We start from the raw sequence: 14,455 nt of genomic DNA, 5'->3' as shown, positions 1-14,455 counted from the left end.
GGCCATCGCCGCGCGGGTGGCGAAAAACGCGTATGGCGTACGCCGTGCCGACGTGCAGCACGCGCGCCTCGCCGCCCAGGAGACCTCCGACGCATGAGCGCCTCCCGCCGTCCCGCCAGCCGTTTCGTTTTGCGCGACGCCTTGCGCCGCACCGTGGCGCACGCCAGCCTTGCCGTCGCGCTTGGCGCAATCGCGCCGGCATTCGCCGGCACGGCCTCCGCCACGCCGGCCACCACCGCATCCGCATCTACCTCCACCTGGACGCTCGACCGCCTCATGGCCGCGCTCGCTCAGCGCAAGTCGGGCCGCGCCTCGTTCAAGGAGACGAAGTCCCTCGCGATCGCTTCGCAGCCCATCGAATCGTCCGGCGAGCTCGTGTTCGTCGCGCCCGATCATCTGGAAAAGAACACGCTGAGCCCGAAGCCGGAGCACCTCGTGGTGGATGGCGACATGCTCACCGTCCAGCGCAACAACCACACCTACACGCTGCCGCTGACGCGCTATCCCGAGCTTGGCGCGTTCATCGAAAGCATCCGCGCGACGCTCACCGGCAACCGGCCCGCGCTCGAACAAACGTACCAGGTCGCGCTCGCCGGCAACGGCGACGACTGGACCCTCACGCTCACGCCGCGCGATGCGCGCATGCTGAAGGTGGTGAGCACGATCACGCTGGAAGGCACGGCCGACGTGCTGCGCAGCGTGGCAATCGAGCAACCGGGCGGCGACCATTCGCTGATGCGACTGCAGCCGCTTGCGGCCGCAGCGAATGGGGCGGCGAACTGAGCGTTCGCCCCTTGGTAACGAGCCGATGAACACCCCCGCCCGGCCCACACCGACCACCCGAGGCCCGCATGCCCTGGCACGTGCCCTGGAGCGGCACGCGGTGCTGATCTGGCTGCTGTTCCTGCTCGCCTGCGCGGCGGCGATCGCGCGCGCCCACTTCAGCGCGGACCTCTCCGCCTTCCTGCCTCGCACGCCGGATGCACGCCAGCGGGTGCTCGTGGATCAGTTGCGCGAGGGGCCGGCCCTGCGTCTCATCCTCGTCTCCATTGAAGGCGGCGATGCGCCTGGGCGCGCCCAGATCTCGCGGGCGGTCGCGGCGACGTTGCGCGCCGACCCGCAGTTCGCGGCCGTCAACAACGGCGAAGCCGCGAACGATGCCCGCGACGAGCAGTTCGTGTTTGCGCATCGCTATCTGCTGAGTCCGGCCGTCACGCCGCAGCGCTTCACGACGGCGGGGCTGCACGACGCGCTCGGCCAGAGCATCGATTTGCTGAGTTCGTCGGCGGGTCTCGTCGCCAAGGACTTGTTGCCGCGCGATCCGACCGGCGAAGTCGCCGCGCTCATCAGCCAGCTCGACAGCACCGCGCAACCCACGAGCCTCGGAGGTGCATGGGCTTCGCGCGACGGCACGCGCGCCGTGCTGGTCGCGCAAACCGCCGCGGCGGGCTCCGACACCGACGCGCAGGAACGCGCCATCGACGCCGTTCACCATGCGTTCGACACCGCCAGGCGCGCACTGCCGGGCGCGTCGCCATACCGGATCGAGCTGAGCGGCCCCGGCGTGTTTTCCGTCGAAACGCGCGATCTGATCCGCCACGACGTGGAGCGCATTTCGACCCTGAGTCTCGTCCTCATCGTCGCGCTCCTGCTGACGATCTACCGTTCGCCGCGCACGCTAGGGCTGGGTTTGTTGCCTGTGCTTTCAGGCGTGGCGGCGGGCATCGCGGCGGTGAGCCTCGCATTCGGCACGGTTCAAGGCCTCACGCTCGGTTTCGGCACGACGCTGATCGGCGAGGCGGTCGACTACTCGATTTATCTCTTCGTGCAGTCCGCGCAGGTTGGCGCGACTGCGCAGATGGCTCACCCGGCACACCCATTACGCGCATGGATCGCCGCATACTGGCCGACGATCCGCCTCGGCGTGCTCACGTCGGTGTGCGGCTTCGCCTCGCTGGTGTTCTCCAGTTTTCCTGGGCTCGTGCAACTGGGCGTCTACTCGATCGCGGGATTGACGGCGGCGGCACTGGTCACGCGCTATGTGCTGCCGCGTCTGCAAGGCGGTCCGGTAGCGGTACGCGACGTCTCCGGCATCGGCGCGCGGCTCGCACACCTCGCCCAGGCCGCGCCGCGCCTGCGCTGGCCGCTCGCGGCGCTCACGCTCGGCGCCCTCGCCGTGCTGGCGTGGCATCGCGGCAACCTCTGGAGTCACGAACTCGAAGCGCTGAGCCCGGTCCCGGCGGCAAGTCGTGCGCTCGACGAACGGTTGCGCGCCGACCTCGGCGCCCCCGACGTGCGCTATCTCGTGGCCATTCCCGCCGCCAGCGAACAGGCAGCGCTCGAAGACGCCGAGAAGATCGGCGCGCAACTGCAACCGCTCATCGACCAAGGGGTGCTCGCGGACTTCGAGAGTCCGGCGCATTACCTGCCGAGCGACGCGATGCAACGCGCGCGCCGCGCGAGCCTGCCCGACGCCGCCACGTTGACCGCGCGCATGCGCGAAGCCGTGGCCGATCAACCGGTCAGCATCAAGCCGGAAGCGTTCGCGCCGTTCGTCGCCGACGTCCAGGCGGCGCGCGAGGCGCCGCTGATCACGCGAGCCGATCTGCGCGGCACCTCGATGGCGCTCGCCGTCGATTCGCTGCTGACCCGCCACGCGAATGGCTGGAACGCCATGCTCGCGCTGCGGGCGCGCGACAACGGATCGCCCGTGCAGGGCGCATTCATGCAGGCCGCTGTCGCGCGGGCGGGCGTGCCCGGCGCGCTGTTCGTCGATCTGAAAACCGAGGCCGACCGCCTTTACGTGAACTACGAGCGCGAGGCCGTGCGCCTTTCGCTCGCGGGATTCGCGGGCATAGCCGTGCTGCTGGCCTTCGCGCTGCGCTCGCCGCTGCGTGCGGCGCGCGCGCTCGCGCCGCTCGTCGCCGCGGTGCTGGCCGTCGCCGCGGGCTTCGCGCTGGCAGGCGTGCCGCTGACGATCCTGCACCTCATCGGCATGCTGCTGATCGTCGCCGTGGGTTCGAACTACGCGCTGTTCTTCTGCAAGCCCCGCAGCGGCAGTACGGACTTCGCGGAAAATGCCCTGCAACCCGGGCCTCGAATCGCCCCGTCTACGCTCGTCTCGCTGCTGGTCGCCAACCTCGCGACAGTCGCGGGCTTCGGCCTGCTCGCGCTTTCGCGCGTGCCGCTGCTCGAAACCTTCGGCCTCACGGTCGGACCGGGCGCGATGCTCGCGCTCGCGTTCGCCGCGATTCTTGCGCCGCAGACCGCACATACCGAGCGGACCGCGCCGACGCCGGCCGCCTCTGCCGTTCCCGCCGGCCGCGAAGGAGGACGTGCATGAACGCGCCCGCACCGCGCGCAGGCACTCCGGGCGCCGCGCGCCGCTGGAAACCGGCCCCGCTGATCCTGGGCACGGCGGCGCTGCATGGCGGCGCGGCGGCAGCGCTGCTGGCCCAGCCGGCAATATGGCCGTGGGCGGCCGGCGGCGTGATCGCCTCGCACCTCGCGTTGACCGCCGCGGGACTCTGGCCGAAGAGCGCCCTGCTCGGTCCGAACTGGACGCGCCTGCCCGGCATGCCCGGCGGCGTCGACCGTCGCATCGCCCTGACTGTCGACGACGGCCCCGACCCCGAAGTCACGCCACGCGTGCTCGACCTGCTCGACCAATATGGTGCGCGCGCAACTTTCTTCTGTATCGGCGATCTGGCGCACCGGCATCCGCAGTGGATCGAGGCCATCGTCGCGCGCGGTCATGCCGTGGAGAACCACAGCCAGCGGCACCGGCACACCTTCTCGCTCTCGGGTCCGGGTGCCTTGCGGCGAGAGATCGAGGCCGCCCAGAAGACGCTCGCCGAAATCAGCGGCATGCGTCCGCTCTTTTTCCGCGCTCCCGCGGGCCTGCGCAACCCGTTCCTCGAACCGGTGCTGTGCGGCCTTGGCCTGCGCCTCGCGAGCTGGACCCGGCGTGGCTTCGACACGCGCGAGCGCGACGCCGGCAAAGTCGCGCACCGGCTGCTGCAGGGTCTGGCGCCGCGCGACATCCTGCTCGTTCACGACGGCCATGCGGCGCGCGGCGCCGACGGTCGCCCGGTGGTGCTGGAGGTGCTGCCCGGGTTGCTGCGCGCAGCCGCCGACGCGCAACTGCAATGGACGACGCTGCGCGCCGCGCTTGCCGCGCAGGCGGCATGGCACGAGAGCGAGCGCCCGGTGCCGGGCGGGGGACGCCATTCCCCGTTTGATAAAATTTAATGCCTGTCGACGCGCTGGCATCGGCTTCGCCGCCAGCGCGGCCCTCACTGGATACGACCTTCGTGAAACCTCTCCTGCTCTCGCACTTCACCGCCGCCAGTTGTATCGGGCGCGGGCTCGACGCGACGCTCGACGCGCTGCGCGGCCAGAAGAGCGGCCTCGCGCCGTGCCGTTTCGAGCGCGCGGAGCTCGACACCTGGACGGGCGAAGTGGCAGGCGTCGACACCGAAGTGTTGCGCGCCGACCTCGCCGACTACGACTGCCGCAACAACCGTCTCGCACAGATCGGCCTCACGCAGGACGGCTTTGCCGCAAGCGTCGAAGCGGCCGCCGCCCGCTACGGGGCCGAACGCGTGGGCGTTTTCATCGGTACGAGCACGAGCGGAATCCTCGAAACGGAAAGGGCCTACCGGCAGCGCGCGCCGGAGAGCGGCGTGCTGCCCACGGGCTTTCGCTATGCGCAGACCCACAATCCCTATTCGGTCGCGGCTTTCGTGCGCGCGTACTTCGCGCTGCGCGGGCCCGCGACGGCAATTTCCTCCGCATGCTCGTCCGGCGCGAAGGTATTCGGGTCGGCGCGGCGCATGATCGAGGCGGGGCTCATCGACGCCGCCGTCGTAGGTGGCGTCGATTCGCTGTGCCTCACTACGCTGTATGGCTTCAATTCGCTCGAATTGCTGTCGCGCCAACCCTGCCGCCCGTTCGACGTTGCGCGTGACGGCATCTCGATCGGCGAAGCGGCGGCATTCGCCCTCCTCGAACGCTTGCCCGGGCCAGGCGGTGCGCTCGACGACGAGGCGATCCTGCTGCTCGGCGTAGGCGAATCGAGCGACGCGCATCATATGTCGGCGCCGCACCCGGAAGGGCTCGGCGCGCGCACGGCGATCGAGCAGGCGCTCGCGACGGCCGGCCTTACGCCGCGCGAGATCGGCTATATCAATCTGCACGGCACCGCCACGCCCAGCAACGACGCAGCGGAAAGCCGCGCGATCACCGCGCTGTTCGAAGGCACACCGTGCAGTTCGAGCAAGGGGGCGACCGGCCATACGCTGGGCGCGGCCGGCGCGCTGGAGGCCGTGATCGCAGCGCTCGCGCTGCGCCACCGTTTCATGCCCGCAGGCGTGAATACCACGCAAGCCGACGCGGCGCTCGGCCTCGACTACATCCTGCAAAACCGCGACGCCGACCTGCACACGGTCCTCAGCAATTCGTTCGGCTTCGGCGGGACGAACTGCAGCCTGATTTTTGGCCGCGCGACCCATGCGCTGCGCGAGCATCGACCATGAAACTGAACGCCTGCATCGAAAGCATCGGCCTCATCGGGCCAGGCCTTGCCGACTGGCCGCAGGCCGCCGACGTGCTGGCGGGCCGCAGCCCTTACGCGAGCGCGCGCACCGTGCTGCCGCCGCCCGCAGGCCTGCCTCCCGCCGAACGGCGCCGTACCGGCCCGATCGTGAAAACCGCGCTGGCCGTAGGCCACGAGGCCGTGGCCGCCAGCGGACGCGACGGCACGACGCTGGCCGCCGTCTTCACCGCATCGGGCGGCGATGGCCCGAACTGCCACACGATCTGCGAAACGCTGGCGGGCGACGACCGCCAGCTCTCGCCTACGCGCTTTCATAACTCCGTCCACAACGCCCCCGCCGGCTACTGGAGCATCGCAGCGCGCTCGCGGGCCGCTTCTAACGTGCTTTGCGCGTACGACGGCAGCTTCGCCGCGGGCCTCATCGAGAGCGTTTGCCAGGTCGCGGTGGACGGCGTGCCGACCCTGCTGATCGCGTACGATGCCGACTACCCCGAACCGCTGCACGCGGTGCGCCTGATCGAGGACGCCTTCGGCGTGGCGCTGGTACTGGCGCCGCTTGCCTCGGTGACGCCTGCCGCCGATCCGCAACGCGCGCTCGCGCACGTCACGATGACGCTCACCGACGCGCCCGCGACGACGCTCGCTTCGCCCGAACTGGAGGCCCTGCGCGTGTCCAACCCGGCGGCGCGCGTCCTGCCGCTGCTCGAAGCCATCGCAACGCGCCGCGCTTCGAGCGTGGTGCTCGACTATCTGCCTGAGATGCGCGTGCAGATCGACGTGACTATTCTGAACACTGCGCTGAACACTGCGCCGGACACAACGCCAGACACAGCGGCGGAGCGCTCGCGATGACGCAAGATGTTTCCCGAGGCGCTTCTCCCGCCGCTGCGCCGCTCGCCGCACCGCTGAACCGCGCCTGGATCGCCGCGCACATTCCGCACGCCGGCACGATGTGCCTGCTCGACCGCATCGATGCCTGGGACGAAGCCCGCATCTGCTGCACCGCGACCAGCCACCGCGATCCCCACAACCCGCTGCGCTCGCAGGGGCGGCTCGCCTCGGTCTGCGGCATCGAATACGCGGCGCAAGCGATGGCCGTGCATGGCGCGCTCGCCGGTGGCCAGAATGAGGCGGCGCAGCAGCGTCCGCGCGTGGGCTATCTCGCGAGCGTACGCGGCGTCGAAGCGCATGCCGCGCGCCTCGACACCTTCGAAGCCCCCCTCGCGGTGGAGGCCGAACGCCTGAGCGGCGACGGCAACACCGTTCTCTACGGCTTTACGGTTCGCTGCGGCGAAGCGCTGCTGCTGTCCGGCCGCGCCGCCGTGATGCTGGACGCGTCCGCCGCGCAGGCACGGGCGGCCAACTCAACCCCAACAGGAGATTCGACGTGAAAACCCATCGATTCATTGTGGTCGCGCTGCTGCTCGGCATGATCAGCTCCGTGGCCCGCGCCGACATCCACGAAGCGAAAGAGGACATCAAGCACGACGCCAAGTCGGCCGCCACGGCGACCGGGCACGCCGCACGCAGCTTCGGCCATGCCACGGCGAACGCCGCGAGGTCGGTTGGCCACGGCATCGCCCACGCGTCGCGCGAAGGCTACGAGGCCACCAAGCGCGCGACGAAGCGCGTATTCCACAAAGACGACAGCGACGACAAGCACGAGACGTGATGGCCTGAACGCGCCGCGTCAGGCACGCCCTAACCGGCGTGATTCAGGTTGGCCGGCGCGAACAGATCGAGCGTCCCGCCGTCCGCATCGTTGCCGGCGCGCGGCTTGCGGGCCGCCTGGCCCGCGCGCTTCTTCGCCGCCTTCGTGGTTTTCGCTGCCTTGCCGAAGAGATCTTCGGGCGTGAAACCGAATTCGGCAATCGCGGCGCGCGCCGCGGCGAGCGCTTCGGCGGCAGCCTGCGCGCGGGCTTTTTCAATCTGGGCGTCGAGTTCCCGCTTGCGGGCGATCAGTTCGAGATACGTGGACATGGGACTATCGTGAGACAGGAACAACAGGCCTCGTATTCTATCCGCCCATTCCGCATTGCGTGAGGGCGAACCGGGCACGCCCGGAGTCGTGGCGTCCTCTGCAGCGATCGGCGTTTCGGGCTACCCTGTGCGCAATCAGCCTTTGACAAGGAATGCCATGACACAGCCACTCAAGATCGATTTTGTCTCGGATATCGCCTGCCCCTGGTGCGCGATCGGTCTCTCCTCGCTGCAGCTCGCGCTGGAGCGCCTTGGCGACAAGGTCGACGCGCAGATCGTCCTGCATCCGTTCGAGCTGAATCCGCAGATGGGACCGGACGGGGAATCGATCGTCGACTATCTCGGCAAAAAATACGGCCGCACGCCGGAACAGATTGCCGAAACCCAGGCCATGATCCGCGAGCGCGGCGCCGAGGTCGGCTTCGCGTTCGGCACGCGCGAGCATGTGTACAACACCTTCGACGCCCATCGCCTGCTGCATTGGGCGGGGCTCGAAGGCAAGCAGGTGCCGCTGAAGCTCGCGCTTTTGCGCGCCTACCACGGCGAAGGCAAGGATATGGGCAATCACGACGTGCTGGTCGAAGCCGCGCAATCGGTCGGACTCGACGCCGCGCAGGCACGCGAAGTGCTGCAAAACGGCGCCTACGCCGACGAAGTGCGCGCCGAGGAGCAGCAGTATCAGGCGATGGGCATTCACTCGGTGCCGTCGATCATCTTCAACGACCGCTATCTGCTCTCGGGCGGCCAGCCGGTGGCGGCCTTCGAGCAGGCCATCGGCCAGATCCTCTCGAAGACCTGATCCCCCTTTGCCGCGCGAACCCATGGAATCCGGACGCCCCGAAACCGCCGGCGCACGGTCGGTGCGCGTCTGGGACTTTCCCACCCGGCTCTTCCACTGGCTCGCCGTTGCGCTCGTGGCGGCCTGCTGGGCAACGCAGCGCCTGAACTGGATGGAGTGGCACGTGCGGTTCGGCGAAGCGCTGCTCGTGCTTGTGCTGTTCCGGCTGATGTGGGGCGTGGCCGGCGGCGAGACTGCGCGCTTTCGCAGCTTTGTCGCGTCGCCGGCCACGGCCTGGCGCCATCTGAGGCACCTGTTGCGGCGCGAGCCCGATCTTCAGGTCGGCCACAATCCGGCGGGCGGCTGGATGGTCCTCCTCCTGCTCGCGCTTCTCCTCGCGGAAACGCTGAGCGGTCTCTACGACAACAACGACATCGCCGACGAAGGGCCGCTCAGCGAAATCGTCCCCGCCGCCATGGCGAACGCCATTGCGAAGCTGCATGCCTGGGGATGGGACGTGCTGCTGGCGGCCGTCGTGCTGCATGTGTGCGCAATCGCGGTCTATGCGCTCGCGAAAGGCCATAACCTGCTCGGCCCCATGCTCACCGGCAAGAAAAGCCTGCCGGCCGCGATACGCGCGCCCGCGCGCACCTCCCTCTGGCTCGCGGCGCTGCTGATGGCGCTCGCCGCGACGATCGTGGCCCTGCTCGCGGCTTACCTCTGACGCCACCGCGAGCTTCAGAGCCCCAGAACCTCAGTGCAGCCTGAACGCCGAAACGCTCTGCCTGAGCGATGCGGCCTGCTCGCTCAGGCTCTGCGCCGCGGCGGCGGCCTCCTCGACGAGCGCCGCGTTTTGCTGCGTGACCGCATCCATCTGCCGCATCGCCTGGTTGATCTGCGCGATGCCCGTGCTCTGATGATCCGACGCCGAGGTCACGTCGCGCATCAGCGCAGCCACGCGCTCGACGGCGCTCTTCACGGCGGTCATCGATTCGGCCGTGCGCTCGGTCACCTGCGAGCCGCCGCGGATGTCCTGCGTGGTCGTGTCGATCAACTGCTTGATCTCCTTGGCCGCCACCGCGCTCTTCTGCGCGAGGCTGCGCACTTCGCTCGCCACGACCGAGAAGCCCTTGCCCTGTTCGCCCGCGCGCGCCGCCTCGACGGCGGCATTCAACGCCAGGATGTTGGTCTGAAAAGCGATGCCGTCGATGGTCGCGATGATCTCGGTAATCTTGCTCGCGTGGCTCACGAGCGACCCCATGCTGCCCGAGAGTTCCTGCATGGCCGCGCCGCTATCCGCGGACGCCTGCGACGAATGTTCGGCAAGCCGCAGCGCGTCGGCGGCGAAAGCGCTGTTCGCGCTGACCGTGGAGGTGAGCTCATCCATGCTCGCCGCCGTTTCCTCGAGCGAGGCGGCCTGCTCTTCGGTGCGCTGCGAGAGGTCGAGGTTGCCGCGGGCGATTTCGCCCGAAGCCGTCACGATCGAATCGCTCGACACCTGGATCGTGCCGATGATCTCGCGCAGCCGGCCCTGCATCGAGGCGAGCGCGGCCATCAGGCTCGTCGTGTCCTTTTCGCGCAGCGGCACCGGCGAAGCGAGATTGCCGTCGGCGATGGCCCGCGCAACGTCCTGGGCCTGCGCCGGCTCGCCGCCCAGTTGCCGCTGAAGCTGGCGCGCGATGAACACGCCGAACGCCATGCTGGCGACGAAGCCCGCCACGACGAGCGTGGACAGCAGGATGCTCATGCTCGCGTACAGGCTGGCCGCGTTCGCGGCGGCATCGTCCGCGCGCTTCTTGCGGTACGCGGCGAGCGACGCAATGGCCGTCTTCATCTTGTCGCTCGCCGCAATGGCGTCGTGCACGAGCAGATCGTGGTCGGCATATTGCGGCTGCAGCGGGGAGAAACCGGCTTCCTGCCTGACGATGGGTTCCCAGACGTCGTTGGTGCGCTGCAGGTCGGCGAAGAGCGCCTGCCCCTCCTCCGTTTGCCCCGCGAGTTCGCCGTACTCGTGCATCGACTGATCCATGGCCCCAAGCTTCACCCGGATGTCTTCGATGAGGGACTGCTTGCCGGCGTCCGAGTGCGCATAGCCGAGGTTGGCCGCGTCCAGGTCGGTGGAAAGCTTGTTGCGCGCGATTTCGCTGAGCAGGTAAATGCCCTGCACGTGGTTTTGCGCAACGTCGCGCGTGAGACCGTACATGCGCGAGAGCGTGGCGATGCCCACGCCCCCGCAGGCGGCGCCGATGATGGCCACGGCGCCGAAGGTGGTCAGCAGTTTTTGCAATACAGTCAGTTTTCTCGGCATGATGTCCTGAATGGAAGCGTCGTTTTCCAATCAGCTAACGGCGCATGCTGCGCTGCCCTTTAAAGCTTTTTCGGTGCTTTTCCCGTATACACGTCATTAGTCTGGGTAATCTTGCGCCAAGGTACTTTACGTTTATCTTCGTGCTCATCTTCCGGTTTCGCTTCATGGCTCCCCGGTCAACCCGTCCTGAAAAGGAGACGTTCCATGCCCCGCACCGCCGCAGAAAAACGCGCCGCCTTTCGCGCCCTGCATGAATCCGGCTGTTTCATGCTGCCCAATCCCTGGGATGCCGGCAGCGCCCGCTATCTGCAACACCTCGGCTTCAAGGCGCTCGCCACCACCAGTTCCGGCTTCGCATGGTCGACAGGACACGCCGACAACACCGTCAGCCGCGAGGCCGTGCTCGCCCATCTGCGCGCCATCGTGGACGCAACGGACCTGCCCGTGAACGCCGATTTCGAAAACGGCTTCGGCCAGGATCCCGCGGGCGTGGCCGAAAGCGTCGGCCTCGCGGTCCAGGCGGGCGTGGCGGGTCTCTCCATCGAAGACTCGACCGGCGACGCCGCGGCGCCGCTCTTTCCGCTCGACGAGGCGGTCGAGCGGATCGCGGCCGCGCGCCGCGCCATCGACGCTCAGGGCGGCGACACGCTGCTCGTTGGCCGGGCGGAGAATTTTCTCGTGGGCCGGGCCGATCTCGACGAAACGATCCGCCGGCTCACCGCCTACGCGCAGGCCGGCGCCGACTGCCTCTACGCGCCGGGCCTCAAAACCCGCGAGCAGATCGAAGCCGTCGTGGCCGCCGTCGCGCCGAAACCCGTCAACGTGCTCGTGGGCGGCGTTTCGCCCTTCGTGCTGCCGGATCTCGCCGCGATGGGCGTGCGGCGCGTGAGCGTGGGAGGCGCACTCGCTCGCGCCGCGTGGGGTGGCTTCACGCGCGCGGCCCAGTTGCTCGCCGGGGGACGCTTCGACGGCTTCGAAGGCGCGGCGTCGGGCGCCGAGCTCAATGCGCTTTTCAAGCCGGGGGCCGAATGAGCGCCAGGTGACAAGGTGACAGCCGGACGCTTCGCGCTAACGGGTCCGAAAGCCCGGAAGTCTCAGGACGACGACATCAGCCCCGACCAGACGATCTCCAGCTCCACGGCGATCGACCGCGCGAGTCCGTCGAGCCCCGGAAAGAGCGAAGCGTTCGTGATGTTCATCCGGTAGAGCCATTTCATCGCATCCATGCGCATGGCCTTGGGCAGCACGATCTTGTGCAGCAGCTCCTCGTTGCTCTCGTAGCCGTCCAGGATCGCCTGCAGCGACTTGTCGATGACGCCCGGCACGACGAAGGTGCCCGACTGGGCGACGAGCCGGTCGTCCATTTCCGTGGGTTCGCCCGACCAGAGGATTTCGTTCGCGTTCGAGAAGAAATACTGCTGAAAATTGTCGTGCGCGCGCGGATCGATCACGTCGCGCGTGAGCGCCGGGTTGGCGAGAGGCAACGCGCGGCTGTTCCAGAGCGCGGGGGTGTTCAGCGCGAACACGGCGGCGTCGCCCGTTGCGCGTTCGAGCGCGAAAAACGCGGCCACGAACGGACTCTTCGTGAAGTCGAGCAGACGCGTGGGCGCACCGTGGTGCTGCATCAGCGCGAGGCAGCGCAGATCGTCCGCGAGCAGCGCGGGATGCGCGAGAAAGTTGTGCGCCTTGCGCCGGAACACGCGGATCGCCCGCTCCTCGCGCGAGCGCCACTGGCTGCGGTCCTGCACGTAATCGCGCATGTAGCGCGAGAGCGAGCTTTCCAGCTGCCAGGACGCGTTCTGCTGGCCGCGAAACGCCCAGCCGTCGAGCTGCGTCGTCAATGCCATGAACTGTTGCCAGTCGGTGAGTACGGTGGTCTGCATCGCGTCTCCCATCCAGGTAAAGCCGTGCGTCTGCCTGCCGTCGCGCCGATCTTAACGCCGTAGCGCGACGGCGCGATGAAGGCTGTAGCGGGTCCAGGTTCGGGCAGGTATGAAGGTCAGCTTTGAAGCTTACCTTCATATCTCGTAGAATGCGTCCATGACCCGTCAAAACGCGCAATCCGGGCCGGAACTCCCGGCTCAGCTCGCGAGCGAGATCCGTGCCCTCATGGCCAGGCTTCGGCGCCGCCTGCGCGAGCAGGCGAGCCCCGGCGAGTTCACGCCGTCGCAGGTGGCGGTGATCGTGCGACTCGAGCGCGAAGGCGCCGGCACGGTGTCGAGCCTGGCGCGCGCGGAAGGCATGCGTCCCCAGTCGATGGGGGCCGTGATTGCGCAACTGGAGGCCACGGGCCTCTTGAACGCCCTCCCTGATCCCGACGATGGCCGCCAGACCCTCTGGTCGCTGACCGATGCCTGCGCGACGTGGCTGCGCGAAAGCCGCGCCGCGCGCCAGGACTGGCTCACGCGCACGATCGAGGCTCGTCTCTCGGCCGACGAGCAGCAAGAGCTGGCCGCCGCCCTCGATCTGCTGCAACGGCTGGCCGAGGCATGAGCGTCTCGCCCGACGGCATGTTCCGTTCGCTGCGCAGCTTCAACTACCGCGTGTGGTCGGCAGGCGCGCTCGTCTCCAACATCGGCACCTGGATGCAGCGCACGGCGCAGGACTGGCTCGTGCTCACGGGACTCACGCATCACAGCGCGGCGGCCGTGGGCATTGTCATGGGCCTGCAGTTCGGCCCGCAGCTCCTTCTGTTGCCCTGGTCCGGCTACGCCGCCGACCATTTCAATCAACGCCGCCTGCTCATGATCACGCAGGCCACGCTCGGCGCCCTCGCGCTCCTGCTCGGCGTGCTGACCGTTGCGGGCGTCGTGCAGCTCTGGCAGGTCTATACGTTCGCGTTCCTGTTCGGCTGCACGACGGCGCTCGATTCGCCGGTGCGGCAGACCTTCGTCTCGGAACTGGTCGGTGACGGCGACCTCTCCAATGCCGTCGCGCTGAACTCCACCTCGTTCAATGCCGCGCGCATGATCGGGCCGGCGGTGGCGGGGCTCGTCATCGCGTCGGTGGGCGTGGGCTGGGCGTTCGTGCTCAACGGCCTCTCGTTCGTCGCCGTACTGGTCTCGCTCACGCGCCTGCGCACGCAGGATCTGCGCGTGCGCGAACGCGCCCATCCCGCACGCGGCAGCATGACGGCCGGGTTCCGCTACGTGTGGGCGAGGCCGGACCTCCGGTCGATCCTCTTCATGCTGGCGCTGATCGGCACGTTCGGCCTCAACTTCCCGATCTTCATCTCCACGATGGCCGTGAGCGTCTTTCACGCCAACGCCGGTGGCTACGGCCTCCTGTCCTCGCTGATGGCCGTGGGCACCGTGACCGGCGCACTCATCGGCGCGCGCCGCAGCCGGCCGCGCTTCGACTCGCTGCTCATGGCGTCCGCGCTGTTCGGGCTCGGCTGCACGCTCGCTGCAATCGCGCCCGCCTACGGCTGGTTCGGCGCGGCGCTCGTACTGATCGGCATCGCCGCGCTCACCGTCACGACTACCACCAACAGCCTCATGCAGCTCTCCACCGAGCCCGCCATGCGCGGCCGCGTGCTGGCCATCCGCCTCGCCGTCGCGCTGGGCGGCACGCCCATCGGTGCACCGATCGTGGGCTGGGTGGCGGATCATTGCGGGCCGCGCTGGGCGCTGATGGTGGGCGCAGCGTCGGGGTTCGCCTCGGCGCTCGTCGCGTGGCGCACGATGCGTGCGAATGTGCGGACCGACGCGCTTCCGGACGAACCGACGCCGCCCGGCTCGCCGTGACACCGCGCGATCTCCTGAAAAATATATCCTCGCTGCGCTCTCGTCATAAATCTTAAAAGCGGCTCCGCTATTCTCCTGCGTGCCTT

15 protein-coding genes are annotated in these 14,455 nt (G+C 68.6%); 12 read left to right on the top strand and 3 right to left on the bottom strand.

All coding sequences use genetic code 11. The features are described from left to right. The first annotated feature begins 93 nt into the window (after nt 1-93). The 7 genes from WJ542_RS28970 (at nt 94) to WJ542_RS28940 (ending at nt 7,229) form a co-directional block, all read left to right on the top strand. Nucleotides 94-783, top strand: coding sequence for an outer membrane lipoprotein carrier protein LolA (locus WJ542_RS28970; protein ID WP_411192989.1), 690 nt, complete (start codon nt 94-96; stop codon nt 781-783). Between the two features lie 25 nt (nt 784-808). Then, the gene (locus WJ542_RS28965) at nt 809-3,343 is read left to right on the top strand and encodes an MMPL family transporter (RefSeq protein WP_411192988.1); all 2,535 of its coding nucleotides are present in this window, start codon (nt 809-811) and stop codon (nt 3,341-3,343) included. Further along, nucleotides 3,340-4,251: a polysaccharide deacetylase family protein gene (locus WJ542_RS28960; protein ID WP_411192987.1), complete on the top strand. Its 912-nt coding sequence runs from the start codon at nt 3,340-3,342 to the stop codon at nt 4,249-4,251. The genes WJ542_RS28965 and WJ542_RS28960 overlap by 4 nt, the downstream gene beginning before the upstream one ends. Nucleotides 4,252-4,313: 62 nt before the next feature. After that, nucleotides 4,314-5,537, top strand: coding sequence for a beta-ketoacyl-[acyl-carrier-protein] synthase family protein (locus WJ542_RS28955; RefSeq protein WP_411192986.1), 1,224 nt, complete (start codon nt 4,314-4,316; stop codon nt 5,535-5,537). Further along, complete coding sequence (locus WJ542_RS28950; RefSeq protein ID WP_411192985.1) at nt 5,534-6,409, top strand: beta-ketoacyl synthase chain length factor; 876 nt, start codon at nt 5,534-5,536, stop codon at nt 6,407-6,409. Before WJ542_RS28955 ends, WJ542_RS28950 begins: the two co-directional genes overlap by 4 nt. Next, nucleotides 6,406-6,948: a hotdog family protein gene (locus tag WJ542_RS28945; RefSeq protein ID WP_411192984.1), complete on the top strand. Its 543-nt coding sequence runs from the start codon at nt 6,406-6,408 to the stop codon at nt 6,946-6,948. Before WJ542_RS28950 ends, WJ542_RS28945 begins: the two co-directional genes overlap by 4 nt. Continuing rightward, a complete protein-coding gene (locus tag WJ542_RS28940) occupies nt 6,945-7,229 on the top strand; it encodes a hypothetical protein (RefSeq protein WP_411192983.1) in 285 nt (94 codons plus the stop codon). The genes WJ542_RS28945 and WJ542_RS28940 overlap by 4 nt, the downstream gene beginning before the upstream one ends. 29 nt (nt 7,230-7,258) lie before the next feature. Here WJ542_RS28940 and WJ542_RS28935 read toward each other — a convergent pair whose 3' ends face one another. Then, on the bottom strand, nt 7,259-7,537 hold the full coding sequence (locus tag WJ542_RS28935; RefSeq protein ID WP_411192982.1) for an H-NS histone family protein: 279 nt from the start codon (nt 7,535-7,537) through the stop codon (nt 7,259-7,261). Between the two features lie 157 nt (nt 7,538-7,694). Between WJ542_RS28935 and WJ542_RS28930 the strand changes: the two genes are divergently transcribed. Beyond that, the gene (locus tag WJ542_RS28930) at nt 7,695-8,336 is read left to right on the top strand and encodes a DsbA family oxidoreductase (RefSeq protein ID WP_411192981.1); all 642 of its coding nucleotides are present in this window, start codon (nt 7,695-7,697) and stop codon (nt 8,334-8,336) included. Between the two features lie 22 nt (nt 8,337-8,358). Further along, complete coding sequence (locus WJ542_RS28925) at nt 8,359-9,039, top strand: cytochrome b/b6 domain-containing protein (RefSeq protein ID WP_411192980.1); 681 nt, start codon at nt 8,359-8,361, stop codon at nt 9,037-9,039. Between the two features lie 30 nt (nt 9,040-9,069). Here the strand turns inward: WJ542_RS28925 and WJ542_RS28920 are convergent, their stop codons facing one another. Continuing rightward, the gene (locus WJ542_RS28920; RefSeq protein ID WP_411192979.1) at nt 9,070-10,623 is read right to left on the bottom strand and encodes a methyl-accepting chemotaxis protein; all 1,554 of its coding nucleotides are present in this window, start codon (nt 10,621-10,623) and stop codon (nt 9,070-9,072) included. A 204-nt stretch (nt 10,624-10,827) separates the two neighbouring features. On the opposite strand from WJ542_RS28920, the gene WJ542_RS28915 reads away from it, so the two are divergent. Further along, on the top strand, nt 10,828-11,655 hold the full coding sequence (locus WJ542_RS28915; RefSeq protein ID WP_411192978.1) for an isocitrate lyase/PEP mutase family protein: 828 nt from the start codon (nt 10,828-10,830) through the stop codon (nt 11,653-11,655). Nucleotides 11,656-11,717: 62 nt separating this feature from the next. On the opposite strand, the gene WJ542_RS28910 is transcribed toward WJ542_RS28915, so the two are convergent. Next, nucleotides 11,718-12,506 (bottom strand): FRG domain-containing protein, encoded by a 789-nt coding sequence (locus WJ542_RS28910; protein WP_411192977.1) that lies wholly within the window; start codon nt 12,504-12,506, stop codon nt 11,718-11,720. Between the two features lie 157 nt (nt 12,507-12,663). Between WJ542_RS28910 and WJ542_RS28905 the strand changes: the two genes are divergently transcribed. Together WJ542_RS28905 and WJ542_RS28900 are read left to right on the top strand one after the other, a co-directional pair. Further along, nucleotides 12,664-13,116, top strand: coding sequence for a MarR family winged helix-turn-helix transcriptional regulator (locus WJ542_RS28905; protein ID WP_411192976.1), 453 nt, complete (start codon nt 12,664-12,666; stop codon nt 13,114-13,116). Then, nucleotides 13,113-14,369 carry an MFS transporter gene (locus tag WJ542_RS28900; protein WP_411192975.1) on the top strand — a complete coding sequence of 419 codons (1,257 nt, stop codon included), beginning with the start codon at nt 13,113-13,115 and terminating at the stop codon, nt 14,367-14,369. Before WJ542_RS28905 ends, WJ542_RS28900 begins: the two co-directional genes overlap by 4 nt. Nucleotides 14,370-14,455: the final 86 nt, after the last annotated feature.

This window comes from Paraburkholderia yinzeri (assembly GCF_046581065.1).
Lineage (GTDB): Bacteria > Pseudomonadota > Gammaproteobacteria > Burkholderiales > Burkholderiaceae > Paraburkholderia.
This window is presented reverse-complemented; position numbering and strand designations above follow the sequence as displayed.